This window comes from Mesorhizobium sp. WSM4841 (assembly GCF_055811515.1).
This window is the reverse complement of record NZ_JBVVQC010000015.1, coordinates 111,846-136,329: the sequence shown is the minus strand read 5'-3', so window position 1 is coordinate 136,329 and position 24,484 is coordinate 111,846. Positions and strand designations below refer to the sequence as shown.

Here is a 24,484-nt window from a genome sequence, read left to right as displayed (position 1 = left end):
ACTGGCGCAGGCGGATGCCGTGCTTCCCGGCCAGCTTGACCAGCCGCTCGCGGGCGCGATGCATCAGCTTGGCGTCGCTCGGAAAGGTGATCGCCTTCTCCTGCACGGTGGTGTCGACGATCACCGCGCGGAAGTCCGCTGGCTTGGCCGCCCCCAGCCGCGTCGCCGCCGCCAGGCTCTCCTGGAGCAGCGCCATGAGCCGCTCTTCGCCCATGCGCAGGCGCCAGCGCGTCAGCGACGTGCGGTCGAAGGGCAAGCGGTGCTGGAAGAACTCCTCGCCGCAGAACAGCTGGTAATAGGGGTTCTCCAGCCAGCGCTCACACAGGCCCTCGTCCGACAGGTTGTGCATCGACTTGAGAATGGCCAGTCCCGCCATCAACCGTGTCGGCAGTGGCGGCCGGCCGGGGTCGTCGTCGTAGACCTCGCCGAGCCGCTCTTCCAGGAAGCGCCAGTCGATCGTCTTGGCCAGCTTCACCAGCGCGTGATCCATGTTGACGATCTGATCGAGCCGCGATTGCAACAGGTCCGCCTGGCCGCTATCGCGCCGTTCCTTTGGACGCATCCTTCGCTCCTTGCGTTGCTTGTCATCGCCTCGAATCACGCAACGCAGGCACCAATCATTTTGCCGGAAATCGCAGCTCAAAGCCACGATTTCCGGCAAAATCAAACACAAAATGAAGGCGGAATATCACACTGATTCAATGTGTTCCGAGTTCTTCACGGACGACGGGATCATGCGGTCGTCCGTCGCGACGAGGTAGTAGCTAGGTGTTTGATCCCGGACTTTAATGGGCATCATTGCCATCCGAATCAAAGGATGCGCTATGGGACAGGTTCTACACCGCCGCGCCATCATGCTGAAGCGGAGCCACTCGTTCGCCTCTGCCAAAAGCACGGGAACTCGGCAAGCGGAATTAGACTCCAAACGGAAATCGCTTGCTGTAAGGTGCGATTGCTCAAGTGTTGTCATGTGCCGGTTGTCCTGCCATGAACGGTCCCGATCCCGTTAGACCCGTGCTCGACCCCATCGACCGTCTGTCGGAGGTAATTTTCGGACTATTGATGGCGCTTTCCTTCACAGGCACCATGAGCGTCGCGGTTGGCGAAGGCGACAAGGTGGGGGCCGTGCTGATGGCTGCCCTGGGCTGCAACCTCGCTTGGGGAATTGTCGACGGCGTCATGTTTGCCTTGACGACAGCTGTGGAGCGGGTGAAGCGCCTAAATTTCTTTGAGGCCATCCGCGTGATGCCCCTGGCAGAGGCGCGGCGCGTCTTCCTCTCCGAGTTGCCGAAGGACGTCCGCCTGGTCACATCCGAGGCCGACGCCGAAAGTATCGTCACGCGCATCAGATCTCTTCCAGCATCCGACAATCGGCGCATTGTGAACATTCGGGATGTCAGAGCTGCAGTTTCAATCTGCTTGCTGGTCATCCTATCGACGCTTCCACCCAGCATGCCGTTCCTGTTCATCGACGATCTGCCGACGGCGATGCGCGCGTCGAACGCGGTAGCCGTCGCCATGCTGTTTTTGATCGGCGCACGGCTCGGCAAATATATGGGCAGAAGCCCTTGGCCGATGGCTCTGGCCATGGCGGCAATCGGTAGCGTCTTGGTAGTTACGACTATAGCGCTTGGAGGGTGAACTGCCGGGCGTGCGCATTGAGTCCACCCTACTAGCCGATTTGGCTCGCGGCGCTGCCGCCTAGCTTAAAAGCAGCAACGCGTGCCGGCTTCATCGCGTTTCCCCAGGAGGTTCTCTATCATCGCCATCCGCCATCCACGCATTGAGCAGCGTGTAGGCGACCGCGAGCACCGTAGGGCCAATGAAAATGCCCAATATGCCAAACGCTACCAGGCCGCCGATGACCCCGGCCAGGATAAGCAGCATAGGCAAGTCGGCGCCTCTGCGGATGAGAACAGGGCGAATAAATTGATCCATTGTCGCGGCGACGATGGTAAAGGCCAGCAACACCGTCGCCCAAAGCGTGTCGCCCGAATAATACATCCAGATCACTGCCGGAGCCATTACCAGGACCGGACCGAGCTGGATCAGACACAAAATGAAGATCAATGCCATGAGCACGGCGGCATAGGGCACGCCGGCCACGGCCAGCCCGATACCCGCTACAGCGCTTTGCGCAACGGCGGTAACCACCACGCCTAAGGCCACACTTCGGATCGCCTGGCCGGCTAGCTTTACCGCGGTCTCTCCACGAACGCCGCCCAGCCGGCGACCGAAGAGAATTGCGGTGGCGGCGGCCCGTTCACCGCCCGAATACATGATCGCGGCAATCGCGGTCGTCAGCAGGAAATGTATGAACATGCCACCCAAATTTCCGGTGGCTGACGCGAACCAGTAGGTCAGCGTTCCGGCATAAGGGGTCAGTCTTTGGACCAGTTCCTGAGCGCCCGCCGAGTTCAGTTTCTGCCATCCTTCGGCAGCGCGTGCTCCAACCAGGGGCACTCCCTCCAGCCAGCTGGGTGGCGGTGGCAGTCGCATCGACAGGATAGTCCGGACCAGGTCGCCAACCTTGTCGATGTTCGCGATGACCGTGCTGAGCGCCAGCCAAAAGGGCACGATCACAAGCAGCAGCAAGGTCAGTGTCATGATCAGGACGGCAAGGCCGCGGCGATTGCCGGTATGGCGCTGCAACCAGAGCATGAGCGGCCAGGTGGCAAGCACCAACGTCGTGGCCCATACGATCGCCGGCAGAAACGGCTGCATCACCCAGACGCTGGCGATGAGAAGACTGCCGATGAACAGCACCGCCAGCGTCACGCGGGTGAGATCCTGACGAGGATGGACGAGAGGAGGCGAAACGTCTGAGTCCATTACCAACCTTCCAACGAGCTCCAGCCTAGCTTCCTAGATTTGCGGCGGTAGAAGGTAGATCGTCATGGCGAAGATCAGATAGACCATCAGCAGCAGCACTCCGACGAACCATGCGGAACGTCCGTTATTGGTCATCAGAAATGCCGTTATCGTCGCGATAAGCACCATGACGACCGCGCCCGGCCAGAACAGCAGGTCCATCGGAGCAGGGCCGATGACATAGCTGAGGAGCACCATCATCGGGGCAACGAAAAGCGCGATCTGTGATGCGGCCCCAAGCGCGATGCCCACGCTCAGGTCCAGCCGGTTCCTTCGCGCGCCGGCAAACGCTGCCGCCATCTCGGCGGAACCGCCCACCAACGCAACGACGATGAAACCCACGAAGGCGGGGGTCATGCCGAACGCGACCGCAGCCTCCTGCACCGACTCGACGAACACTTCGCTTACCAGAGCAACAAGCAATGTCACCGCTGCCAACGTTCCGAGAGCCAGGCCCATCGGCCACGCTTCGCCTTCTTCCGCATGGGCTGTTCCGCTGAAAAGTTCTCGATGGGTCTTCAGCGAGAAGACCAGGCCCATCGCGTAGGCGCCGATGAGCAGCACCGACAATCCAACGCTCAACTGCTGGGTAAACGCGGACGTGGCAACGGAATCGACTTGCGCCACCATGGACGGGGTCACCATCGCGATCGTAGCGAGGAACAGCAGGCTGGTTTGCAGCCTGGCGCTGACTCTGTTGTACTCCTGCACATGATACTTGATACCGCCTAGCAGGAACGAAGCGCCCAACATGAACAGAGTATTGGCGACGATTGCTCCGGCGATAGAAGCCTTCACCAACGTGTACTGGCCGGCTTGCAGCGCAGCCAGCGCAATGACCAGTTCCGTCAGGTTTCCCAACGTGGCATTCAGCAGCCCGCCGACCGTATCGCCCGTCTTGGACGCGACCGACTCGGTAGCCGCGCTCAGCAAGGTGGCCAGCGGTACAATCGCCAGCACAGAGAGCACAAAGAGCAGCGTGTGCGCTTCCGGCTCCAATTGCCGGACGACGAATACCACCGGAACAAACGCCAAAAGCCAGAGAACGACGTTGCTACGGATCTCTTTGATCAAGGGGCCCATTTCCAGCCTCATTCAGGAGATTGCGCTCAGCCGCCCTCAGCGCCTGCACGGCGACCGCCGCAACGAGGCCTGTCATCACTATGCCGGCAAAACCGATTGCTATCGCCAGTGACCGCGTCAGAAGGTGCTGCGGCGAGAAATCGCCGTAGCCGATCGTAAGACCCGTCACGAAGGTGAAGTACAGAGCTTCGTCGACGCGCCAATTTTCAATACGCCCGATGATCAGCCCGCATCCCGCCATGGCGAGAAGGATGCCGGAGAAGATCGGCCAGACCACGCGAAGCTGCTGCACGAGCGCATAAAAGAAGCTGCGTCTCAACTGCCGCGATCGGGGCTTGCCGGGTAATCCTACTGCCACCGAAGTCCCTTTCTCAGGTCGGATTTCAGTTCGCCATCACGCCCACGATCACCGTCCCCCAAGTTGTGAGCAGGATGTGGCCGATCGGAACCGCCGGCGTATAGCCAAGGACGGCAACCGGACTACCCGAGCGGTCCTGCACCGCCGCCATGCCGGCGGTCATGGTCTGCGCCCCAGCCAGTCCTCCCAGGAGCAGTATGGGGTTCATACGGAGCAGGTAGTGCCCGAGGTACAGTCCCGGCCCCACCGAAGAGAGGGAAGCGCATACGCAGATGCCCGACAACCAGTCCCGCCAGCAGCGCCCTCAGCGACGGAAAAATCGTGATCCCAAGCTGCCTAACGATGACGGCTGCAATGGGGGTCGCTGTCACCGCTCCTAAGCCGAGATCTTCATACATAAAGGGGCAGAAATAATAGCAAATGGCTAGAGACATGAAGGTCAAGATTTCAGGACAGCTGCGAAGCGTGCTCACGAACCCATTCTACCACGATACCCTCCTGTTGCAGGTTCAATACTAGAACAAGCGGCCAGAAGTTCTCCGATTGCTTTCCGCCGCTAACGTAAATTGTATGAAAATTGTCTAATGAAACCGCTGATTGTAATGCCAGTTAATTTGAAGTCGTACAATACACCCTTGCGTGCCTTATTTCAAGGTGTTATCATGGAACAACTGCATCGCTATGTTATTGAAGTCTCGATTTTTTTTGACGTAGACTACTACTATGGTTACATTTTAACAGCAGACGTGAGCGAGCGCGGAGGGACGATAATTCAAAGCTTATTTTAACTATGGTGTGTCTAAAAACTGCGCGAGAAAGTAGTTTGACAATAGAGAGTTGAGGGCCATTGAAGGGGTGTTCCTGTGGCGCATCAATTTTCCAGTGAGTTTGGCTCTGTTCCGAGCTTGAAGCGACGGCTCACCCCGTGTGACCGGTTAAACCATACCGATGCCGCGCAAACGGTTTCCAGTGCAAGCCATATTCGCGAAGGCTCCGACAGCGGTGGCGCGGCCGGAATGCCCGACCGATGCAGATCGGACGCGCAAGGACCGCCTCTGGATGTTCAGCCCAACGCGAATTCTGCGGCGTACTGCGGAACCCTCGATTTCGAGTTCTGGCTGCGCAAATACCAAGGCGAGGAAATGGTTACGTGGCTGAAGAAGAACGTTCATCCACTGGACCTGGTCTATCGCCTGGTGGAGGACCACTCGATCGTGCTGCTCAATGGCGGGGGTTTCGATGCTCCCAACTGGAGCGTGCGTGTCTCCTTCGCCAATCTCCAGGACGTTGGCTGTGACGATATAGGCCGAGCCGTCCGCGCGGTTGGGCAGCGGAGCTACGTCGACACTTTCGACGCCGTGCAAAAGAAATAGCTCGGCGATCGCTACCGTAGGAGCAGCCAGATGACCCATTGTTCCAGGTTCGGCCTCGTTTCAGTCGGCCTTGCGGCCCTCCTGATGCTTTCGCCGGCGGTGGGTGCGCCAGCCTACGCACAAACGCCCACGCCCACTTCCCGACCGGCGGTCGACAGCGAACCGGCCGCCGCCACCGAGGAGCCTGCTCCTCTCACGCTCGACGAATTGAAGGTTCTGACCGCGCCGATCGCGCTTTATCCTGACGATCTCGTCGCGCTCACCATCGCGGCGTCGCTCTATCCGTTGCAGATCGTGCAGGCGGCCCGCTTTCTCGACGAAAAGGCGAAGTCTCCCGACCTCGAGCCGAGCGACAAATGGGATGGCAGCGTGATCTCGCTGCTCAATTATCCCGAGATCGTGAAGATGATGAACGACGATCTCGAGTGGACCGAGCAGTTGGGGGCCGCGGCCGCCAACCAGCAGAAGGATCTGCTCGTCGCCATCCAGCAGTTGCGCGACGAGGCCGTGGCCAAGAACTACTTGAAGACGACGGAACAGGTGCAGGTCGTCAACGAAGGCGACAATGTCGTGATCAGGTCTGCTGATCCGCAGACCGTCTATATCCCGACCTATCCCCCCGAAATGCTGTACGAGCCCGACTACGTCATAGCGGGCGACCCGATCGCCTACGACCCGTACCCCTCCTACTACTATCCGACGGCGCCCTACTGGGCCGCGCTTGCCACCGGTGCGATGTGGGCCGCTGTGGTCGACTGGGACGACTGGGGAACCTGGGGCGGCGACGTGGATCTCGACGTCGATATCGGCGACAACATCGATATCGATTTCGACAATATCGACATCGACAATATCGACATCGACAGACTGAAGGACCTCGATCTCAAGAACATCGACCGCGACAAGATCAATCTCAAGAACGCGAACATCGACCGCGACAAGCTCAAGCAGAACCTGAAGAGCAAGGACTTCAACAACATTGCCAGCAAGGCCAAGGACCGCCGGGAGTCGGGCAAGGGCAAGCAGGCGCGGGCGCATGACCTCAAGGGCAAGGATGTCCGCAAGAACGTCGCCGAGGGTTTGAAGGACCGGCCGCAGGCCAAGCTGCCGAAGTCGGGGACGAAGCGGCCCGATGCAAAACGCGTCTCGGACCAGCACAGGAAGGCGAAACCGGCGGCCAACAAACCTGCGGCGAAGAAAGTCGCTCAGAAAAAGTCCTCCAGGAAAAAGCCGGCTGCGCGCGCCGACAATCGTCCGCGCAAGCCTTCGGCGATGGGAAATCCGCGGCCCGGCAGGGTTGCGACCAACCATTCGAACCGCGGCGCCTATAGCCGGGGTGGCGGCCATCGCCAGGTGCAGAGCAGAGGTGGAAGAGGAGGGGGCGGAGGCGGACGAGGCGGAGGCGGACGAGGCGGAGGACGCCGGTAGCAACTGCCGTATCGTGTGCGACATCCGGTTTATTTCAGGAACATGATCATGATCCGATACCTCATTACCGCAACTCTCGCACTTTCGCTCGGCGTTCCCGCACTTTCGGCCGGCGGCGCCCAGGAAGCACAGACCAGCACCACGCAGGATTTCGATGCCTTCATCGGCGAGACGCCCACGCCGTTCGCAACAGTCGACGAACTCGTCGAGGCGTTCCGCAAAGCGCTGGAGGAAGATGACAAGGAGGCCGTCGCCTCGCTTCTCGGACTGTCGCCCAGCGAAGTGCTGAAGTCGAAGGAAGTGGAGGCGAGCTTTCCGGAAATCCGCGAAGAGGCGGCGAAGGCCATCGCCGTCAAGAAACTGGCATCCGACCGCCGCTCGCTTCTTCTTGGTAACCAGGTATGGCCGTTTCCATTCCCTGTCGTGCAGACAGAGGGCAAATGGGCGTTCGATACCATCGCCGGGCTGGAAGAAGTCATCAACCGCAGGATCGGCGAGAACGAGCTGACCACCGTCGCCAACCTGCGCGCCTACGTCGACGCCCAGGAGGATTACAAGGAAACCGACTGGGACGAGGATGGCGTCGGCGAATATGCTCAGAAGCTGATCAGCACGCCCGGGAAATATGACGGGCTCTATTGGGAACCCGGCGACGGCGTGCCGGAAAGCCCGTTCGGTTCGCTGATCAGCCAGGCCGAGTTGGCGACGGCCGCCGAGGACGGCTATTTCGGATACCGCTACCGCATATTGAACGGTCAAGGCGCTAACGTCGCCGGCGGCCAGTACGACTACGTCATCAACGGCAACATGATCGCCGGCTTTGGGCTGATCGCGATGCCTGCCGAATACGACCGCACAGGCATCATGACCTTCGTCGTAAACCAGTACGGCACAGTCTACGAAAAGGATCTCGGGCCCGATACGGCGGCGCTCGCCGAAAAGATCACGGCGTTCGATCCCGATGACGGTTGGGCCGTGGTCAACGATCCGGGCGAGTGAGCGGACCCATGCACATCCCGGATGAGTGCCTTGGGACTAGATGGCTGTCGCGTACCCTGCATTCAGAAGGAGGCACCTAGTGAAAACGATAGCCCTGCTTCCTGTTATCACCTATCCCGAACCCAACCCTGAAATGGTAGTGCCCAGGGCGGTCGCGATGGCGGCGGCCCTCGGCGCGCAACTGCATGCGTTGGCCATCAACGTAGAGATCCGAAACATCTCGAATGCGCTGTCGTGGAGGCTGGTCGACGTCCCCAAAATGACGCGGGAGGCCGAAGCGCTGTGCCGGGATCGCGGCGAAGCGTTTCTAGCAAAGGTTGTGCTGGAAGCGAAACGGGCAGGCGTGGACTCAACCACAGACGCGGTCGCGTCGAACGCTCCCTTGCTGAATGACACCGCTGCAATTCAAGCGCGTTACTATGATCTCGTTCTCTGCGCCTGGGAGGCGAACAACCCCACGAGCAGGACGACCGCGCAGGCCATTATCTTCGGGTCGGGAAGGCCGACGATCCTTCTGCCAGAGGTCGAGCCTGTCACGAAGCTGCACAGCGTTGCTATTGCCTGGGACGGCAGCCGTGTTGCGGCTCGCGCCGTGGCGGATGCACATCAGGTGTTGCGCCGCGCTTCCAAGATTACGGTGCTCACCGTGACGGGCGAGAAGTCCCTGCAGGAGACGGACGCCGCCCAACGCTTGGCTCAAGGGCTGAACCTACGCGGGCTGTCAGCCGAGGCCATGCCATTCGTATCCGAGGATTGCCCGGTCGAGGTGTCGCTTCAGGAGCGAGCGATCGAAATCGGCGCCGATCTGATGATCATGGGAGCGTTCGGTCACACCAGACTGAGGGATTTCGTGCTCGGTGGGGCTACGAAAGGCATCCTGTCGGACGTCCGGCTGCCGATAATGCTTTCGCATTGATCGTGTCGGTGACGAGTGGCGAAGCGCCATCGAGCTTATTCGGAACCGGATGGTCAAGGAACGGCAATCAATGGTGTATATTTGGCCTAGGAAGGATATTCGCATGAAGGCTCGTTGGCTATTTACAGGAACAGTTTTCGCTGTCATTGCGCAATCGTCGCTTGCCTGCATGTATAGCCCTGAAGCACATGCCCAAGAGGGATCGTTCGAGGACTTTCCTTTCTTGGTGCGTTGTGATTTAAGCGGCATCGTTCGTGCTTACTACTTGTCCAAAATTGGTCCAGACGGGGTTGCCGTTTATATAACCCCCGACAATCAGGCCGGCACAATCACCATGCGAGGCAAGGCCGAGCCAGTTGGCGGAGATTGGTCGGGAAGTTGCGCCGGAAAAACACTTGAGCAACTAAGGTCGGCAGGCCAAGCGTATGACTTGCCGCATTGATCCCTTGAGACGTCGTTGTTGCTCCGCGTTATGTCGGTTCAAATCCCGTTCCATTTAAGCACGAACGGCCATAGCGAGCTTAGATCGCACTTTGGTGCACATGACGGTATTTCCTTTGGCCGCATGTTCGACGGCGCGTCGGTTCCTCAATGCCCGCCCGAAAAGACGAGTGTTTGCACCGGAAGAAGGAGCGCCTGGAATCTCAATACGATCGCATGCACCAGCCCGACCGTATCTATGACGTGCAGGAACAGCCAGTGCGCTGTGCCCAAATCTTCCTCGGCAAGTCGGTCGTGATTGTTCGTGTAGGCGTTGGCGATGCAGCTGCTGCCTGGAGGCACGCCATCGAACCCTCCCGCGAACAGCGGCTCCAGATAGACGGTGATCGTTCCGGGCCGGACCACCTGCTGGGCGTCGATCAACTGATCCGACGCCCTAACCTGACCGGTCGCGATGAGATCCTGAACCTCGGTGACCACCATCGGAATGATCGTCAGAGGCATCGAAATACAAGTCGCTTCGGCAACCATGCCGACCTTCATCACCTGGGCTTCGAGCTGGCTGAAGCCCCCTATAAGAGCCTTCCGTCCGGCTTCCGCCGGTATGAGAACGCCGGCGGGCCGCATAAAGGGATTGACGATGTCTCCCTTGCGCAGGGTGAATTGCTCCAGCGTGCCGGAGACCCCGGCATAGACGACGGTCTTGTCCAGTTCGACCTGGGCCTGGGCTAGCGACGCCTCGGCGCTTTTTTTCTGCGCCGGCAGCACGGACGAAATCTGTGATTCGACTGACTGCTTGCTTGCCATGACGGCGGAAATGGCGGCCTGCCGCCCTTCCACGATGTTGGCGAGTTTCTCGATCTCGCGCTGCGCGACAGTGCTGGCGTTTCGCCGTTGAAGTTCGGTCTTGGTTTCAAGTTCGTCCAAGGCCTGCTTGTACGAGCTTTGCGCTTCCTGGATGCGGGCGTCGGCCCCAACCAGTTCGGTCTTGGCCAATTCGAAACCAGCGTCTATCTCCGATATGCGCCGTCGCGCGGTCTCGAGCGCCGCTTCCTGCTCCGAGCTGTCAAGCCTGAAGATGCGCTGGCCAGCCTCGACCTTGTCCCTTATGCCCACATAGACTTCCTCGACGCGGCCGGAGCCTTCGGGGAGGATGGGAATGGTGCGAAAGAACGAAATCGCACTCGACGTCGACGGATGATAGTAGAGAATGAGCGTCAGCAGAATCACTGTCAGAGCTATGCACGCCGTTATTCCGTATCGCAGCTCATACCATACAGAATAGAGCGTGATCTCGTGACCAATCCTCTTTCCCTGTACGAAGCGGCGGACGAGAAAATCGGGCAGGACGGTCAGGACCGAACAAAGCAGAACTTCGATCATCGTTCATGACCTCCCACTGACACCGGCTGGCGCTGATGGCGGTCGGACGGCTCCGGCGCATGCGTCTTGGCGATTTCGTCGCGGGGGTCGCTTCGGGCTTTCTCCAAGGGGGTCGGAGGAGGTACGGCCTCCACCTTGACCGGCGTATAGTTGGCAAGCACCTCGGGAGCCGGCTCAGACGGCGCCTCCGCGGCGGGGGATCGAAACCGCCCCGTCGCCATCCTGGCGAGCGAGTCGGCCATGCTGGCCAGGGGCGTCCAGAAGTCGGGCACGGGGACGAGCGCCAGAAACAGCGCGGCAATCCAGAACGCATGGACGTGGGTGAACAACGCCAGCAGCGACAGCACCGCCACCAGCTGGAACTGGATCTGACTGCCGCCGTGGGACATGCGCTCCGGCAAGGAATGGAGCCAGAAGTACAAACTTCCGATCCCCATAACGGCCAATACAAGGAAGATGACAGTCCCTGTGAGCAACACATCGGTCTCGCCAGGGGCCGTTATGAAGGGCGGAAGATAATGAGGCGCCGCCGGATGCATTGCCTCGGACATGCCTGCCACTCCCCAATTTCGCTCGTGCGAGACGCCCGAGCACTAGGCGCAGCAACGTCCAGCGCCCAAACTTAAGGATACTCCGTCCGCATCCGAATGCAACTGAAGAGGCCAGCAGTTGAAGAGGCCAGCAGTCGCGGAGCCGCGGCCCTACGCAGGACAGCCATCTCGTTGCTATAGCAATGCCAAGGCGACCGCCAAAAGGCTAACGACCAAGGCGGCGAGGCTTGGGACAAGCACGGCGGCTCCCGAGTAGAAAGCCAACGCCGCCACCCAGTCGTACGGCCTGTCACCAGCTTGAGACATTGTCAAACCCTTCCGTCCGTTCTGCTCCTTGAAAAAACGCCGTCGGCGGTCGGCGCCTTCCCGCCCTTGGGGCGAGCCTCATGAGCGGCCGCCTCGCTTTTCCACCCATACTGACGAAGGGGAACGTCCGCGGCGTCTGAAAGCAGCACCCTTTCGGCGGCTCCGTCGAGATCTTCATATTGGCCGCTGCGCATCGACCACAGGAACGCCGCGAGACCCGCGACGCCCATGCCCAAGGCAATTGGAACAAGCCAGACGAGATAGTTCATGCCGCCTCCGCCAAGTCGAGCCTGCGAAGAGCCGGAGATCCTGCGGGCGGAGGCTCGCCCGGAAGGCGCAATCCGTTGCCGACCACGAGAATCGATGACGTCGACATGGCGACAGCGGCCATAAGGGGCGTAACATGGCCCATCACAGCGAGGGGCACGACCAGAACGTTGTAGGCGATGGCAAGGGCGAGGTTCTGCCGCACCAGCCGGGATGCGTTCCGGGCGACTCTTATGGCATGTGGTACGGCCTCCAGGCTCGTGCCCAGGAAGACAAGGTCGGCAGCATTCCGCCCGATGTCTGCCGCCGACGAGGGCGCCATTGAGACATGCGCGGTGGCGAGCGCGGGGGCATCGTTCAGCCCGTCTCCAACCATAAGGATGCGGCGGCCGGACCGCGCCAGCTCCTCCAGACGCTCGACCTTGTCCTCGGGAAGCGCACCGTGGCGGATTTCCGGGATTCCCAACGCAGCCGCCACCCTGCAAGCCTCCTCCACTCGATCGCCGGACAGCACCTCTGTCGCCAACCCGAGGTCAGCTAGCTTTCGGATGGCACGCCTCGCGCCAGGACGGATTTCGTCGGCAATCGCAAATGAACCCGCAAGCTTTCCGTCTTTCGAAAGCCACGTGGAGGCTTCACTCGGGACGTTGGCCACGCTTGCGGAGACCCAATCCTTCCTTCCTAGCCTGTAAAACGCTTCGCCAACGCGCCCTTCGATCCCGTACCCGGCAACTTCGCGGAACCCTTCGATAGCCACTCTTGCGACTGTCATCGCGGCCACCGCGCGCCCCACCGGGTGCCTGGAAAAGGAGGCGAGTGCTGCGGCGGCCACAACATCTTGCGGAGCTACCGTGTGCCGTTCGACGCGGGCGGCGCCCGTCGTGAGCGTGCCCGTCTTGTCGAAGACCACGGTGTCGGTCTCGGCAAGGCGCTCTAGCGCGCTGCCATCCTTGAGGGTGACGCCGAGATCGAACAGCCGGCGCGCCGCCACGACCTGGACCATCGGCACGGCAAGGCCGAGCGCGCACGGGCAGGTGATGATGAGGACGGAAATCGCAATCGTAACCGATCGATGCCAGTCGCCTGTAAGCAGTATCCAGGCGGCGCAAGTCGCAAGCGCCAGCAGATGGATGACAGGGGAATAGAGCGCGGCCGCGCGGTCGGCGATGCGGCGATAGCGGGCGCGGCCGTGCTCAGCCGCCTCCATCAGCCTGACCACGTCGGCGAGGAAGGAATCCCGTGCACGCCGCTCGGCACGGACAGTGAGCGCGCCATCAAGACTTAGCGCTCCCGAAAGAACGGCGCTGCCCGGCTGCGCGCGTTCGGGCTTGGACTCACCGCTCACCACCGAAACGTCGAGGCTGCCCGCGCCCATGACAACCGTCCCGTCCACCGGAATGCGTTCTCCGGGGGCTACCAATATCATGTCGCCCGGCTCGATTTCTGTCAGGTCGCGGAATTCGCGGCTTCCGTCCGCCCCGACCACCGCCGCCCCCCTCGGCATCAAGCGGGCAAGACCGATGACGGCGTTCCGCGCCTTCCGCCTCATCGCATGGTCAAGCGTGCGCCCGACAAGCAGAAAGAAGATCAACGACGTTACCGCATCGAAATAGGCGTGAGGTCCTCCGACAGACGTGTCGTAGAGGCTCAAGCCCAGAGCCAGCAGGATTCCGACTGAGATGGGAAAGTCCATGCTGGCGGTGCGCTTCATCGCCAAATTCCACGCCGAAACGAAGAATATCCGTCCGGAATAGGCGACGGTGGGGACGGCCAGCAGCGCCGAGATCAAGTGAAATGCATTTCGAGTTCCCTGATCTGCGCCAGACCAGACGGACACCGACAGCAACATGATGTTCATGGCGGCGAATCCCGCCACGGCTGTGGCCCGCAGCAGCCGCGACAACTCGGCATCGCATGCGCCGTCTTCCGTCTCCGCGAGGCAGGCATCGTATCCGACAGCCTTCAGGGCGTCGAACATCGGAGGGACACGACCTTCATTCCTCCACTTCACGGCGACACGTCGGGACGTGAGATTCACTCGTGCCGCGATGATTCCGTCGAGACTTTGCAGCGCGCCTTCGATCGCAGCTATGCAGGCAGCGCAATGCGCTTGCGGTACCGAAAACTGGGTCTGGAAAGCGCCATCCCCCATGTCGCGGCTGGCGAGCACGATTTCGCGCTCGGCAATCTCCCGCCTTGGCGCCAGCAGCAATGCGGCTTCGGCTCCCGGCGCGCAACAACTCATGGTCTCACCCCTCTGGACGTGCGACCGCCCTGTACGCATGCCAGGTTGCGTGCCCCAGCAGAGGAAAGATGACGATCATCCCGATAAGCCCTGTGACCACGCAGACTGCGAAGAGCAGGAGCACCAAGGCGCCCCAGGCCAGCATCGGCGGAAGGTTGTTCCACACCAGTTTCGCGCTGACAGCCATAGCCGTCAGCGCGTCCACGCGCCGGTCGAGCAGCATCGGCACTGCAAAGACGCTGATGGCGAAAGCGAAGGCCGCGAAGAGGCCTCCTATCGCCGTCCCGATCGCAATCATCGCCCACCCATATGCGGTGCCGAAGAGCACTCCGACTATGCGGTCGAATCCGGGAAAGGGCGTCACGCCGAAGAAGAGCGCCCAGAGGAGCACCGCCGCACGCGTCCACAGAAGCAGGAGCAAACACAGTAGTAGGCCCGTGAAGAAGATCTGTGCGCCGCCGGTGGGGCGCACCAGGAGCATCGAGGCGAGGCCAATGGCGCGTCCTTCCTCTATTGCCCGGCTCTTTTCATACAGGCCTAGCGCCAAAAAGGGGGCCACGATCATGAACCCGGCAAGCGCCGGAAACAGAATGTAGTCACGACCGAATCCGACAAGCGTCCAAACGAAGGCGACGGACAGGAGAAAGACGACAATCCCATAGGCCAGGCTCGACGCGGGCCGGATCCAGAAATCCCGCCAGCCCGCAGAGAGCCAGCGGAGTCCCTCGAAAAGCGGCAGTCCCCGGTCGAGGCGCCGGTCGCGCGTTTCGCCAATGCCCGAGGTCTCGCTGAGCAGCCAATACGACTTGTCGGTCTCGCTCATCTCACTCCTCCTCAGCACGCTGACTTCGCCGCGCGGTAGCCTTCGCCTTCGCCCCCGGCCTTCAAGTGCTCCACGCAGTCCGGTTGCGACTGAACCGCCACATAGACAAGGTGCGCGTTCGCCCCGGCAAAAATCAGCAACCCGGCTGGAACCAGCACCCAGGCTATCCATGCTTTGCTGTGGGATATCTTTGTGGTCATGGCTGCTGCGTTCCAAGATCGTGGACATAGAGCGCGAGCGTCTTGATCTCGGCCGTCGTCAGCCTCTCGTCCCAGGTCGGCATGTGACCCTGCCGTCCGCCGTGCACGGACGCGATGATCGTGTCCAGATCTTCACCATAAATCCAGTGCGAGTCCGTGAGATTTGGAGCGCCGACATCCCGCTTCCCCTTGGCATTCTCCTCGTGGCAGGTCGCGCAGGTCGTGACGAATACCTCCCGCCCTGCTTCTATCTGCTTGATGTTTTCATGGGTAGAGTAGTCGGGGTGCGTCAGCGAATAGACGTAGGCGGCCACGGTCCGGACCTGTTCGCGGTCGAGCATCTCATCGCGCCCGAAAGCCGGCATCTGTCCGATCCGGCTTTCCGGGTGCCGCGTGTTGATGCCCACGCGCATCGTCTGCTCGATGAGTTCGGGGCCGCCGCCCCACAGCCAATCGTCGTCCGTAAGGTCGGGATAGTTCGTTCCGCCTTTGCCGTCCCTGCCGTGGCATGCCGCGCAGTTGTCGCCGAACAGCTGCCGTCCGGTGCTGCGAACCGTTTGCATCAGCGCCTCGTCGGCGAGGATCACATCGTAGCCTTCCGTCTCGATGCGATTCATCCAGTTCACCCGATCGCGCCGCGCCTCGACGAGGCGCGCCTCGACCGTCTGTCTTTGGTCAATTCCGAGAAGGCCCCTCGTATAGGTCGTTCCCAGCGGCCAGGATGGAACGAGAAACCACCAGGCGATCGCCCAGACGTGGGTTACGATCAGGAACATGAGCACGCCGCGCGGGACCGGCGTATCCAACTCCTTGATGCCGTTCCACTCGTGACCGGTGGTCTCGCGGCCGGTGACGGGGTCGCGTTCATTCACTTCCATGGCTTGTCGTCCTCGTCGAGGATGCTGTGCTTGGCCCTGTCGAAACGCTTCCTGTTCGAAGGCCAGAAGGTATAGACGAGCACGCCGAGTGCGAACGCGATCAGGTAAAAAAGGCCCCAGCTCTTCGAGAATGCGACAACGGCGTTATAATCCAGGTCCATCCGATAGCCTCCGCCATTAGCCTTCCGGGTCCGGCTCTTCTTCAGGGGCCGCGGTATTCCCGTACGCTGCTGCCGTCAGTCGCCCCAGGACCTGGAGATAGGCCACCAGTGCGTCCATCTCGGTGACGTCGGTCGTCACTCCGTCGAACGCGCTTACCTGGGTCTCCTCGCCGTAACGCTCAGTGACGCCTGCGGCGAAGTCCGTGTCCGGAGTCGCCTGGCCATAGGCGTCGCGCGCCGCGTTCTCCAGCATCTCGTCCGTGTAGGGTACGCCGAGCGCCCGCTGCGCCGCCAGGTGCAAGGGCAGGTCTTCAATCTTCAGAGACGTACGGGCCAACCAGCGGTAGGCGGGCATGTTCGACTCCGGGACCACGTCACGAGGGTTCGTCAGGTGCGCGACGTGCCAGAAGTCGGAATACTTGCCGCCGACACGGGCGAGATCCGGTCCCGTCCGCTTGGACCCCCAGAGCATCGGGCGGTCATACCGGGACTCTACGGCGAGCGAGTAGGGCCCATAGCGCTCCACCTCGTCCCGGAGTGTCCGGATCATCTGGCTATGGCAGGCGTAGCAGCCCTCGCGGATATAGATGTTGCGCCCGGCGAGCTCCAGCGGGGTGTACATCCGCATGTCCGGAGCTTGTTCCACCGTCTCATCGATGGTGAACAGGGGCGCGATCTCGACGATGCCGCCGACACTCGCCGCCGCGATGATTGCGATAACGAACCAGATGGCAGAACGCTCGAGCTTGCGGTGGAAGAGTTCAGGCATCCGTCATTCCCCCGGAATGGTCGCCGGGACTACGGGCACGTCTGCTTCGCGCGGCGCAGCGAGCGGCGCGGATTGGACCGTCATCCACATATTATAGCAGCCCACTACCGCGCCCAGCAGGAAGAGCAGCCCACCGAAGGCGCGGGCGATGTAATAGGGGTACATCGCCACCAGCGAGTCGACGAAGGAATAGGCGAGCGCGCCGTCTTCCGTGTAGGTCCGCCACATCAGCCCCTGGATGATGCCTGAATTCCACATCGCGAAGGCGTAAATCAGCGTTCCGGCAATCGCCAGCCAGAAGTGCACCTCGACGAGGGTCGCCGAGTACATGCGCTCGCGCTTCCAGAGGCTGGGCACGAGCGTATAAAGCGAGCCGAAGGTGATCAGCGCGACCCAGCCAAGGGCGCCTGCGTGAACGTGCCCGACGGTCCAGTCGGTATAGTGAGACAGCGAGTTCACCGGCCGGATGGCGAGGAACGAGCCTTCGAAGGTCGAAAGGCCATAGAATACCACGGCGGCCATCATGAAGCGCAGCGTAGCGTCGTCGCGCACCTTGTGCCATGCGCCATTGAGGGTCAGAAGCGCGTTGCCTGCTGAAGCCCAGGACGGCACGAGCAGCATCACCGAGAACGTCATGCCGAGCGTCTGCACCCAGTGCGGAAGCGCGGTGTAGTGCAGGTGGTGCGAACCCGCCCACATGTAGAAGAAGGTGATGCCCCAGAAGCTCAGGATCGACAGGCGATAGGAGAAGATCGGTCGCTGCGCCCTGACGGGCAGGTAGTAGTAGAGCATGCCGAGGAAGCCCGCAGTCAGGAAGAAGGCGACCGCGTTGTGGCCATACCACCACTGGACCATCGCATCCTGGACGCCCGGCCAGATCGTGTAGCTCTTGGCGTGCCCCCATGAGACGGGAACGGCGAGGTTGTTCACAATGTGGAGGATCGCGACGACCAGGATGAACGCCATGAAGTACCAGTTGGCGACGTAGATGTGCGGCTCCTTCCGTCGCGCGATCGTAGCGATGTAGAGGATGAAGTAGGTCACCCACACGATCACCAGCCACAAGTCGGCATACCACTCGGCTTCCGCGTATTCCTTCGACTGGGTGACGCCTAGCAGATAGCCGGAAATGGCCAGAACGCAGAACAGATTGAAGCCGAGAAGCACGAACCACGGGCTGATCTGCCCAGCAAGCCGTGCACGAGACGTGCGCTGGACGACGTGGAACGAGGTCGCGATTAAGGCATTTCCGCCGAACCCGAAGATGACGCCGGAGGTGTGCGCAGGCCTCAGCCGCCCGAAGCTGGACCACGCCGCATCGAAGGCAAGGTCGGGCCACGCGAGCTGTGCGGCCACCCAAACGCCCATGAACATGCCGAATACAGCCCAGGCCATCGAAAGCACAATGCCGACTTTGATCGGATCGTCGTAATACGACGCCTCCCGGTCCTCCGTCGGCTCCGGCTCGTAGAACGAGGACAGCACTCCGTAGAGCAATCCGCCTGCGAACAGCATTACGATAACGCCCTGGACACCAAGCGTGTCCGAACGTCCCAGGGCTGCCATCGCCGCTCCAGTGATCACCACGGCGAGCGCGATAGCTGCGCCGCGCTGGCGTTCCGAGGACGTAAGCTGCCGGATCATGTCCGCTCCTCTGCCTTCACGCACAGGACCATCACGGACCAAAACTGCATATGGGGAGCAGTTTCATGAGTACGGCCCTACGGCATCGGCTAAGGTACAGCCGTTCAACGAAGATGGAAATGCCTTTAGCGCTTCTTGCCAAATCTTTCGCTTGTGGCCGCGGGGAACTTGATGTGTGCTCATCGTTCAGCGTGCAACAGAAATTTGTCTTCTTTTGCCTTGCCACCGCGTTTCACGTCTTCGGTTCTTGCTCGCGCTTTGTCGTTTTGGGCTACGATTGGGAAAGTCATCGCGCAGTTATCCGCCAGTGATCATGGCTCAAGGGTGCTTTCGATGCTCAATTGGCGGTTTTCAATCGACCGGCTGATGAGGGCCGCTCTGGGTCCAGGCTGTGTAAAACGCTTTTTTATGATAGGTTTAGGTCGGTTGGAGGAGAGCCGGACTTTGAGACGATCGCTAACTTCCGGCGTGACAACGGAGCCGCGATCAGAGCGGTGTGCGGGCAGTTCGTCGAACTGTGCCGCCGGTTGAAGCTCTTCACGCGTGCCATTGTAGCGATCGACGGCAGCAAGTTCAAAGCGGTGAACAACCGCGACAAGAACTTCACCGTGGCCTAAGTCCGCAAGCGGATGGAGCAGGTCGACGCCATGCTTGGAAGAAGAAAGGCGCCCACGGCCAGTCATTTTTGGCGGCTAGCGGCAATCGAGAGTTGCTCGAGGAATGTCCTCTCCTGGTTTTTTTAGCCTTGAAGCCCGGTGGTGCGGTCAAGGGGCACAGCCTGGCCATGAATAAGGTTGAACGCGCCATCGCGCTCTCGATCGAAAAAGCGAAGAAGGCCGAGGCGCACGATTTTATACTCGACCTGCGCGACAATCGCGATCGCCAGGGCTACGAGGCCTTTGTCGGCGAGCGCGGCGTGAAATTGTCTGGCGGCCAGCGCCAGCGCGTGGCGATCGCCCGCGTCTTCCTCAAGGACGCGCCGATCCTGATACTCGACGAGGCGACGTCGGCGCTCGATTCCGACATCGAGGCAGCCATCCAGGAAAACCTGGCGAGGCTGATGGAGAACAAGACGGTCATCGCCATCGCGCACCGGCTGTCGACCATCGCGGCACTCAATCGCCTGGTGGTGCTCGACGGCGGCCGGATCGTCGAACAAGGCACGCATGACGAACTGGTGGCGCTCGACGGGCTCTATGCGCGGCTGTGGAAGCGGCAGTCCGGCGGCTTCCTATACAACGAGGAGAGCGTGCTGGAGGAGACGCGGCCGGCGGAGTAGGGCCAGATTTCAGCAAAAAACCGGAGTGGACCATGTCGGTGAGAATGCCATCGAATTTCGGACGGTCGGGAGCGCGGGAGAGCGCGCTCGACCTGCTCGGCCATGAAATCCTCGGCGAAAAGGCGGCGGCGCTCGGCCGCGCCGGCCGGCGCGTGGATGAAACGCTGGCGAAGTTGCGTGAACATGGCGACGATGGCGAACAACGTGCCCGGCTGCTCAAGGACGCGGCGGAGGCGGTCCACGGCTATTTCATCCAGCGCGAATTGTGCGGCTTGCGCAAGCACGACGCGGTCATCCGGGAATACAACATCCCCAAGGCCGTGCTGGCCAGGCTCGGCGCGAAATAGAGGGTATTGAATCCGACGCTTGGTACCGAAGACGAAATACCGATTTCGACCCTTGCAGACATCCCAGCAGACAGTAGTTATATTCCACGAAATTCTAGCGCCAAGCAGTTCGCATCATGCCAGTGATATCAGACACCCCAATCCTAAGCGCCACGGTGGCTAGCAGTATCGCTTTTGTTTTTCTCGCCTCGGCCACTTTCTACTGCATGCGCGAACTCTTGTCTGCGTGGAGAGCGGGCTCTATTCAGTCAAAAACTGGACTCGTTCTCCGAAGCTCAGATGTTGTGACTTTCCGACGCCTAGTTGGCGTGACCGCATTTGCAGTTACTTTGTGTATACTTAGCCTTTTTGCTGTCGCTGCCGGACTTATGCGGCATATGTTCGGTATCAGCGAATTAAGCGGGGGAGCGGCACTTGCCGTCTTGACCCTCGTTTTTCTGGTGGCCTTGGCTGCCAAGTTCAGCCGATAAGGAGCGTCGGCTGAACCGCATTGCCTGCAATCGGCTGACCGCTTTCCACCCAAAGCGGTTGTCTAACCTCGGGTACCAAGCGTCAGATTTCACCACCAGTTTGACCAAGATCTATTCCGAAAACCGGTTCCACTTTTCGCTGACGCGGACCTTCTGTTCGGGATCATGGCCTACTCCAGCCATTCGGTGATGAAGCTGCCGTTTTCGTGGATGTCGGTGGTCTCCAGCGGACCTGGGCCGAGATTGGTGAATTTGTGCGGCGTGTTCGGCGGCACGATCAGGATCTGGCCAGCCGACGCCTCGATCTGCCGATCGCCGACGGTGAACAGGCCGGTGCCAGTGCGGATGATGAAAATCTCGCAATAGGGATGCATGTGCAGCCGCGGGCCGCCGCCGATCTCCGGCAGATAGTTGAAGATCAGGCAGCTTCTGGAGCCGTAGGCGCCGCACTGCAGTTCGCCCTGCCAATGGTCGGGGCAGCGGTCGGGCATCCTGGCCCATTTGTCGCGGTCGATGACATGCGCCATGAGCCGAGGATAGACCGAGGCTGGGTCTCCTGTCGAGGCAAACACCGGCGCCGGTTTTGCCATTGTTTTCCTGTGGTTTCGCCGTCTTCGTCGCCATGCCGCCCGACGCCGAATTGCGTCCCCGCGACAATCTGCCCTTGTGCCTTCACCCGTCTGGACAAAAACGGGCTTCACGCATAAACCGAAGGCCAATTGCCGGAGGAATTCGCTAGCCTGTTCGCCATGCGCTGTCGGGTTGGCGTGAAAGAGCGGGGAACAAGCCTCGGCCACCGGCACGGAAGAGGCGAAAGGATCAGGCACCCGTGAGCGCAACCGACATCCAGGATCCCAACCGTCGTGATTTTCTCTATGTCGCCACGGGCATGGCCGCGGTGGTCGGCGCGGGTGCCGTCGCCTGGCCGTTCATCGACCAGATGCGCCCGGACGCCTCGACGCTGGCGCTGGCCTCGGTCGAGGTCGACGTCTCCTCGCTGACGCCGGGAATGTCGCTTGTCGTGAAATGGCGCGGCAAGCCGGTGGTGGTGCGCAACCGCACTGAACAAGAGATGAAGGACGGCGAGGGGGTCAATCTGGCCGAACTCAAGGATCCGCTCGCCCGCAACGCCAATCTGCCGGCCGATGCGCCGGCGACGGACGCCAACCGCACCATGCCGGGCAAGGAGGCCTGGATGGTGATGGTCCAGGTCTGCACCCATCTCGGCTGCATACCGCTCGGCCAGGAAGGCGAGTTCGGCGGCTGGTTCTGCCCGTGCCACGGTTCGGTATACGACACCGCCGGCCGCGTCCGCGGCGGGCCGGCGCCGGAGAACATGTCGGTGCCGGTGTTCCAGTTCATTTCCGACACCAAGATCCGTATCGGCTGAGGCTAAGGGATATTTCGATGAGCGAGGGACACTCGACCTACACGCCCAAGACCGGTATCGGACGCTGGTTCGACGCCCGCATGCCGCTGCCGCGGCTGGTCTATGACAGCTTCGTCGCCTATCCGGTGCCGCGCAACCTCAATTATGCGTGGACCTTCGGCGGCATCCTGGCGACCATGCTGGCGGCGCAGATTCTGACCGGCATCGTGCTGGCCATGCACTATGCGGCGGACAGCACTCTCGCCTTCGATTCGGTCGAGAAGATCATGCGCGACGTGAATTCGGGCTGGCTGTTGCGCTACCTGCATTCGAACGGCGCGTCGTTCTTCTTCGTCGCCGTCTACATCCACATCTTCCGCGGCCTCTACTACGGTTCCTACAAGGCGCCGCGCGAGCTTCTGTGGATCCTCGGCTGCATCATCTACCTCCTGATGATGGCGACAGGTTTCATGGGCTATGTGCTGCCCTGGGGGCAGATGTCGTTCTGGGGCGCGACCGTCATCACCGGCTTCTTCAGCGCCATTCCGCTGGTCGGCGAATGGATCCAGCAGCTTCTGCTCGGCGGCTTCGCTGTCGACAACCCGACGCTTAACCGATTCTTTTCATTGCACTATCTTCTGCCGTTCATGATCGCCGGCGTCGTCGTCCTGCATATATGGGCGCTGCATGTGGTCGGCCAGTCGAACCCGACCGGCATCGAGGTCAAGTCGAAGACCGACACCGTCGCCTTCACCCCTTACGCGACCATCAAGGACGCGTTCGGGATGCTCGTTTTCCTGTTCATCTTCGCCTACTTCGTCTTCTACCTGCCGAACTTTCTCGGCCACCCGGACAACTACACAGTCGCCGACCCGCTGAAGACGCCTGCCCATATCGTGCCGGAATGGTACTTCCTGCCGTTCTACGCGATCCTGCGTGCCATCACCTTCAATATCGGGCCGATCAACTCCAAGCTCGGTGGCGTGCTCGCGATGTTCGGCTCCATCGCCATGCTGTTCCTGGTGCCGTGGCTCGACACCTCGAAGGTGCGCTCGGCGGTCTACCGGCCTTGGTACAAGCTGTTCTTCTGGCTGTTCGTGATCGATGCCGTCCTGCTTGGCTGGCTGGGTTCGCAGCCGGCCGAAGGCAGCTATGTCTTCATGGCGCAGATGGCGACATTGTTCTACTTCGCCTTCTTCCTGGTCGCGCTGCCCGTGCTTGGCCTGATCGAGACCCCGCGGCGGTTGCCGAATTCGATCACCGAGGCGGTGCTCGAGAAGAACAAGGGTGGCGGGCATCCGGCTCGCGCGACAGCCGCAGCGGAAACCAAGGGCTGAGCATGATCCCGAAAAGTGGAGACCGGTTTTCGGAAAAGATCATGCTCGAGACGACGACGGCGCGGCAGAGAATCTCAAGGGGATTTGGCATGAAGAAGATTCTCACCTCGCTGGCGCTGCTCAGCCTTGTGTTGGCAGGCACTGCGGCCGCGACCACCGGGGCGATCGCCCAGGAGGAGGCGCATAACGAAGCCCAGCCGACGCATTTCCCGATACACGAGCCGAAGGAGATGGACTGGAGCTTCGCCGGGCCGTTCGGCACCTACGACAAGGCGCAGTTGCAGCGCGGGCTGAAGGTCTACAAGGAAGTCTGCGCGGCCTGCCATTCGATGAAATTGGTGGCGTTCCGCACACTGGAAGACCTTGGCTATTCGGAAGCGCAGGTCAAGGCGCTGGCCGCCGAGTACACGATCAATGATGGTCCCAACGATGCCGGCGACATGTTCGATCGTCCCGGCATACCGTCCGACCATTTCCCGGCGCCGTTCCCCAACGATCAGGCAGCAGCGGCCGCCAATGGCGGGGCTGCCCCGCCCGACATGTCGCTGCTGGCCAAGGCGCGCGGCGTCACGCGCGGTTTTCCGCGCTTCGTCTTCGACATCTTCACGCAATACGCCCAGGGCGGTCCCGACTATATCCACTCGCTGCTGACCGGCTATGACGAGCAGCCGCCGGCGGGCATGGAGATACCGGAAGGCACGCACTACAATCCGTACTTCATAGCCGGCGTGTCGCTGAAGATGCCCAACCCGCTCTCCGACGATCAGGTGACCTATGATGACGGCTCGCCGCAGACGGTCGACCAGTATTCCCGCGACGTGTCGGCCTTCCTGATGTGGGCAGCCGAGCCGCATCTGGAAGCCCGCAAGAAGACCGGCTTTCGCGTGCTGGTCTTCCTGTTGCTGTTCGGTGCGTTGGTCTATCTGACAAAGCGCAAGGTGTGGGCCGGCGTGGCGCACTGAGTTACGCAAAGCCACGACATCGAA

26 protein-coding genes and 2 pseudogenes are annotated in these 24,484 nt (G+C 61.0%); 12 read left to right on the top strand and 16 right to left on the bottom strand.

Features of this window, described 5'->3' with window-relative positions:
* Positions 1–562: transposase (locus tag AC0L14_RS19325; protein ID WP_473750416.1), on the bottom strand; the 562-nt coding region annotated here is incomplete at its 3' end.
* 425 nt (positions 563–987) lie between these two features.
* Between AC0L14_RS19325 and AC0L14_RS19320 the strand changes: the two genes are divergently transcribed.
* A complete protein-coding gene (locus AC0L14_RS19320) occupies positions 988–1,641 on the top strand; it encodes a VIT1/CCC1 transporter family protein (protein WP_123149732.1) in 654 nt (217 codons plus the stop codon).
* Between the two features lie 90 nt (positions 1,642–1,731).
* Here AC0L14_RS19320 and ydiK read toward each other — a convergent pair whose 3' ends face one another.
* The 4 genes from ydiK to AC0L14_RS19300 form a co-directional block, all read right to left on the bottom strand.
* Complete coding sequence (ydiK, locus tag AC0L14_RS19315) at positions 1,732–2,832, bottom strand: AI-2E family transporter YdiK (RefSeq protein WP_473527692.1); 1,101 nt, start codon at positions 2,830–2,832, stop codon at positions 1,732–1,734.
* Between the two features lie 33 nt (positions 2,833–2,865).
* Entirely contained in the window at positions 2,866–3,954 is a 1,089-nt protein-coding gene (gene cax, locus AC0L14_RS19310) for a calcium/proton exchanger (RefSeq protein ID WP_473527693.1), read from the bottom strand.
* Positions 3,926–4,273: a potassium channel family protein gene (locus AC0L14_RS19305; protein WP_473527694.1), complete on the bottom strand. Its 348-nt coding sequence runs from the start codon at positions 4,271–4,273 to the stop codon at positions 3,926–3,928. Before AC0L14_RS19305 ends, cax begins: the two co-directional genes overlap by 29 nt.
* A gap of 64 nt (positions 4,274–4,337) precedes the next feature.
* Positions 4,338–4,559 (bottom strand): aspartate-alanine antiporter-like transporter, encoded by a 222-nt coding sequence (locus AC0L14_RS19300; protein WP_287064241.1) that lies wholly within the window; start codon positions 4,557–4,559, stop codon positions 4,338–4,340.
* A gap of 616 nt (positions 4,560–5,175) precedes the next feature.
* Here AC0L14_RS19300 and AC0L14_RS19295 point away from each other — a divergent pair.
* The 5 genes from AC0L14_RS19295 (at position 5,176) to AC0L14_RS19275 (ending at position 9,470) form a co-directional block, all read left to right on the top strand.
* A complete protein-coding gene (locus AC0L14_RS19295) occupies positions 5,176–5,685 on the top strand; it encodes a hypothetical protein (protein ID WP_473527695.1) in 510 nt (169 codons plus the stop codon).
* A 30-nt stretch (positions 5,686–5,715) separates the two neighbouring features.
* A complete protein-coding gene (locus AC0L14_RS19290; RefSeq protein WP_473750414.1) occupies positions 5,716–7,113 on the top strand; it encodes a DUF3300 domain-containing protein in 1,398 nt (465 codons plus the stop codon).
* A gap of 48 nt (positions 7,114–7,161) precedes the next feature.
* Positions 7,162–8,112 carry a DUF2950 domain-containing protein gene (locus AC0L14_RS19285; protein ID WP_473750413.1) on the top strand — a complete coding sequence of 317 codons (951 nt, stop codon included), beginning with the start codon at positions 7,162–7,164 and terminating at the stop codon, positions 8,110–8,112.
* 79 nt (positions 8,113–8,191) lie between these two features.
* The gene (locus tag AC0L14_RS19280; protein WP_473527698.1) at positions 8,192–9,028 is read left to right on the top strand and encodes a universal stress protein; all 837 of its coding nucleotides are present in this window, start codon (positions 8,192–8,194) and stop codon (positions 9,026–9,028) included.
* 103 nt (positions 9,029–9,131) lie between these two features.
* A complete protein-coding gene (locus tag AC0L14_RS19275; RefSeq protein ID WP_473527699.1) occupies positions 9,132–9,470 on the top strand; it encodes a hypothetical protein in 339 nt (112 codons plus the stop codon).
* 146 nt (positions 9,471–9,616) lie between these two features.
* Here AC0L14_RS19275 and AC0L14_RS19270 read toward each other — a convergent pair whose 3' ends face one another.
* The 10 genes from AC0L14_RS19270 to ccoN all read right to left on the bottom strand — a co-directional run bounded on the left by AC0L14_RS19270 (position 9,617) and on the right by ccoN (position 18,693).
* Complete coding sequence (locus AC0L14_RS19270) at positions 9,617–10,852, bottom strand: HlyD family secretion protein (protein WP_473527700.1); 1,236 nt, start codon at positions 10,850–10,852, stop codon at positions 9,617–9,619.
* Positions 10,849–11,403, bottom strand: coding sequence for a hypothetical protein (locus tag AC0L14_RS19265; protein ID WP_473527701.1), 555 nt, complete (start codon positions 11,401–11,403; stop codon positions 10,849–10,851). The genes AC0L14_RS19270 and AC0L14_RS19265 overlap by 4 nt, the downstream gene beginning before the upstream one ends.
* A 308-nt stretch (positions 11,404–11,711) precedes the next feature.
* Positions 11,712–11,978 (bottom strand): cbb3-type cytochrome oxidase assembly protein CcoS, encoded by a 267-nt coding sequence (ccoS, locus tag AC0L14_RS19260; RefSeq protein WP_258117722.1) that lies wholly within the window; start codon positions 11,976–11,978, stop codon positions 11,712–11,714.
* Positions 11,975–14,221 (bottom strand): heavy metal translocating P-type ATPase, encoded by a 2,247-nt coding sequence (locus AC0L14_RS19255; RefSeq protein WP_473750411.1) that lies wholly within the window; start codon positions 14,219–14,221, stop codon positions 11,975–11,977. The genes ccoS and AC0L14_RS19255 overlap by 4 nt, the downstream gene beginning before the upstream one ends.
* A 4-nt stretch (positions 14,222–14,225) precedes the next feature.
* Complete coding sequence (locus AC0L14_RS19250; protein ID WP_473750409.1) at positions 14,226–15,044, bottom strand: DUF2189 domain-containing protein; 819 nt, start codon at positions 15,042–15,044, stop codon at positions 14,226–14,228.
* A gap of 11 nt (positions 15,045–15,055) precedes the next feature.
* Positions 15,056–15,244 carry a hypothetical protein gene (locus AC0L14_RS19245; protein WP_123148492.1) on the bottom strand — a complete coding sequence of 63 codons (189 nt, stop codon included), beginning with the start codon at positions 15,242–15,244 and terminating at the stop codon, positions 15,056–15,058.
* Positions 15,241–16,122 carry a cytochrome-c oxidase, cbb3-type subunit III gene (gene ccoP / locus AC0L14_RS19240; RefSeq protein WP_473750407.1) on the bottom strand — a complete coding sequence of 294 codons (882 nt, stop codon included), beginning with the start codon at positions 16,120–16,122 and terminating at the stop codon, positions 15,241–15,243. Before ccoP ends, AC0L14_RS19245 begins: the two co-directional genes overlap by 4 nt.
* Positions 16,113–16,283 carry a cbb3-type cytochrome c oxidase subunit 3 gene (locus AC0L14_RS19235; RefSeq protein WP_123148490.1) on the bottom strand — a complete coding sequence of 57 codons (171 nt, stop codon included), beginning with the start codon at positions 16,281–16,283 and terminating at the stop codon, positions 16,113–16,115. Before AC0L14_RS19235 ends, ccoP begins: the two co-directional genes overlap by 10 nt.
* Before the next feature lie 16 nt (positions 16,284–16,299).
* Positions 16,300–17,052, bottom strand: a complete 753-nt coding sequence (ccoO, locus tag AC0L14_RS19230) for a cytochrome-c oxidase, cbb3-type subunit II (RefSeq protein WP_287233156.1) — start codon at positions 17,050–17,052, stop codon at positions 16,300–16,302.
* A 3-nt stretch (positions 17,053–17,055) separates the two neighbouring features.
* Positions 17,056–18,693, bottom strand: coding sequence for a cytochrome-c oxidase, cbb3-type subunit I (ccoN, locus tag AC0L14_RS19225; protein WP_208867719.1), 1,638 nt, complete (start codon positions 18,691–18,693; stop codon positions 17,056–17,058).
* Positions 18,694–19,133: 440 nt separating this feature from the next.
* Here ccoN and AC0L14_RS19220 point away from each other — a divergent pair.
* The 3 genes and pseudogenes from AC0L14_RS19220 to AC0L14_RS19210 all read left to right on the top strand — a co-directional run.
* Positions 19,134–19,310, top strand: a pseudogene (locus tag AC0L14_RS19220) (IS5/IS1182 family transposase); the annotation flags it as partial.
* Between the two features lie 203 nt (positions 19,311–19,513).
* A pseudogene (locus tag AC0L14_RS19215) lies at positions 19,514–19,975 on the top strand (ATP-binding cassette domain-containing protein); the annotation flags it as partial.
* Positions 19,976–20,007: 32 nt separating this feature from the next.
* Positions 20,008–20,322 carry a DUF6665 family protein gene (locus tag AC0L14_RS19210; RefSeq protein WP_473750405.1) on the top strand — a complete coding sequence of 105 codons (315 nt, stop codon included), beginning with the start codon at positions 20,008–20,010 and terminating at the stop codon, positions 20,320–20,322.
* Positions 20,323–20,962: 640 nt separating this feature from the next.
* Here AC0L14_RS19210 and AC0L14_RS19205 read toward each other — a convergent pair.
* The gene (locus AC0L14_RS19205) at positions 20,963–21,319 is read right to left on the bottom strand and encodes a cupin domain-containing protein (protein WP_473750420.1); all 357 of its coding nucleotides are present in this window, start codon (positions 21,317–21,319) and stop codon (positions 20,963–20,965) included.
* A gap of 302 nt (positions 21,320–21,621) precedes the next feature.
* Here AC0L14_RS19205 and petA point away from each other — a divergent pair, with 302 nt between their 5' ends.
* From petA to AC0L14_RS19190, 3 genes are all read left to right on the top strand, one after another.
* Positions 21,622–22,182, top strand: a complete 561-nt coding sequence (gene petA / locus AC0L14_RS19200) for a ubiquinol-cytochrome c reductase iron-sulfur subunit (RefSeq protein WP_473750404.1) — start codon at positions 21,622–21,624, stop codon at positions 22,180–22,182.
* A 17-nt stretch (positions 22,183–22,199) separates the two neighbouring features.
* Positions 22,200–23,498, top strand: a complete 1,299-nt coding sequence (locus tag AC0L14_RS19195) for a cytochrome b (protein ID WP_473490013.1) — start codon at positions 22,200–22,202, stop codon at positions 23,496–23,498.
* 89 nt (positions 23,499–23,587) lie between these two features.
* Positions 23,588–24,460, top strand: coding sequence for a cytochrome c1 (locus AC0L14_RS19190; RefSeq protein WP_473527706.1), 873 nt, complete (start codon positions 23,588–23,590; stop codon positions 24,458–24,460).
* Positions 24,461–24,484: the final 24 nt, after the last annotated feature.

Bases quoted from the DNA above. Each gene is read 5' to 3' on its own strand.
- ccoO (WP_287233156.1), bottom strand. From the start codon at position 17,052: ATGCCTGAACTCTTCCACCGCAAGCTCGAGCGTTCTGCCATCTGGTTC.
- AC0L14_RS19205 (WP_473750420.1), bottom strand. From the start codon at position 21,319: ATGGCGCATGTCATCGACCGCGACAAATGGGCCAGGATGCCCGACCGC.
- AC0L14_RS19190 (WP_473527706.1), top strand. From the start codon at position 23,588: ATGAAGAAGATTCTCACCTCGCTGGCGCTGCTCAGCCTTGTGTTGGCA.
- AC0L14_RS19255 (WP_473750411.1), bottom strand. From the start codon at position 14,221: ATGAGTTGTTGCGCGCCGGGAGCCGAAGCCGCATTGCTGCTGGCGCCA.
- ydiK (WP_473527692.1), bottom strand. From the start codon at position 2,832: ATGGACTCAGACGTTTCGCCTCCTCTCGTCCATCCTCGTCAGGATCTC.
- AC0L14_RS19275 (WP_473527699.1), top strand. From the start codon at position 9,132: ATGAAGGCTCGTTGGCTATTTACAGGAACAGTTTTCGCTGTCATTGCG.
- ccoP (WP_473750407.1), bottom strand. From the start codon at position 16,122: ATGGAAGTGAATGAACGCGACCCCGTCACCGGCCGCGAGACCACCGGT.
- AC0L14_RS19265 (WP_473527701.1), bottom strand. From the start codon at position 11,403: ATGTCCGAGGCAATGCATCCGGCGGCGCCTCATTATCTTCCGCCCTTC.
- AC0L14_RS19235 (WP_123148490.1), bottom strand. From the start codon at position 16,283: ATGGACCTGGATTATAACGCCGTTGTCGCATTCTCGAAGAGCTGGGGC.
- AC0L14_RS19210 (WP_473750405.1), top strand. From the start codon at position 20,008: ATGTCGGTGAGAATGCCATCGAATTTCGGACGGTCGGGAGCGCGGGAG.
- AC0L14_RS19245 (WP_123148492.1), bottom strand. From the start codon at position 15,244: ATGACCACAAAGATATCCCACAGCAAAGCATGGATAGCCTGGGTGCTG.
- ccoS (WP_258117722.1), bottom strand. From the start codon at position 11,978: ATGAACTATCTCGTCTGGCTTGTTCCAATTGCCTTGGGCATGGGCGTC.
- cax (WP_473527693.1), bottom strand. From the start codon at position 3,954: ATGGGCCCCTTGATCAAAGAGATCCGTAGCAACGTCGTTCTCTGGCTT.
- AC0L14_RS19290 (WP_473750414.1), top strand. From the start codon at position 5,716: ATGACCCATTGTTCCAGGTTCGGCCTCGTTTCAGTCGGCCTTGCGGCC.
- AC0L14_RS19195 (WP_473490013.1), top strand. From the start codon at position 22,200: ATGAGCGAGGGACACTCGACCTACACGCCCAAGACCGGTATCGGACGC.
- AC0L14_RS19285 (WP_473750413.1), top strand. From the start codon at position 7,162: ATGATCCGATACCTCATTACCGCAACTCTCGCACTTTCGCTCGGCGTT.
- AC0L14_RS19250 (WP_473750409.1), bottom strand. From the start codon at position 15,044: ATGAGCGAGACCGACAAGTCGTATTGGCTGCTCAGCGAGACCTCGGGC.
- AC0L14_RS19320 (WP_123149732.1), top strand. From the start codon at position 988: ATGAACGGTCCCGATCCCGTTAGACCCGTGCTCGACCCCATCGACCGT.
- AC0L14_RS19270 (WP_473527700.1), bottom strand. From the start codon at position 10,852: ATGATCGAAGTTCTGCTTTGTTCGGTCCTGACCGTCCTGCCCGATTTT.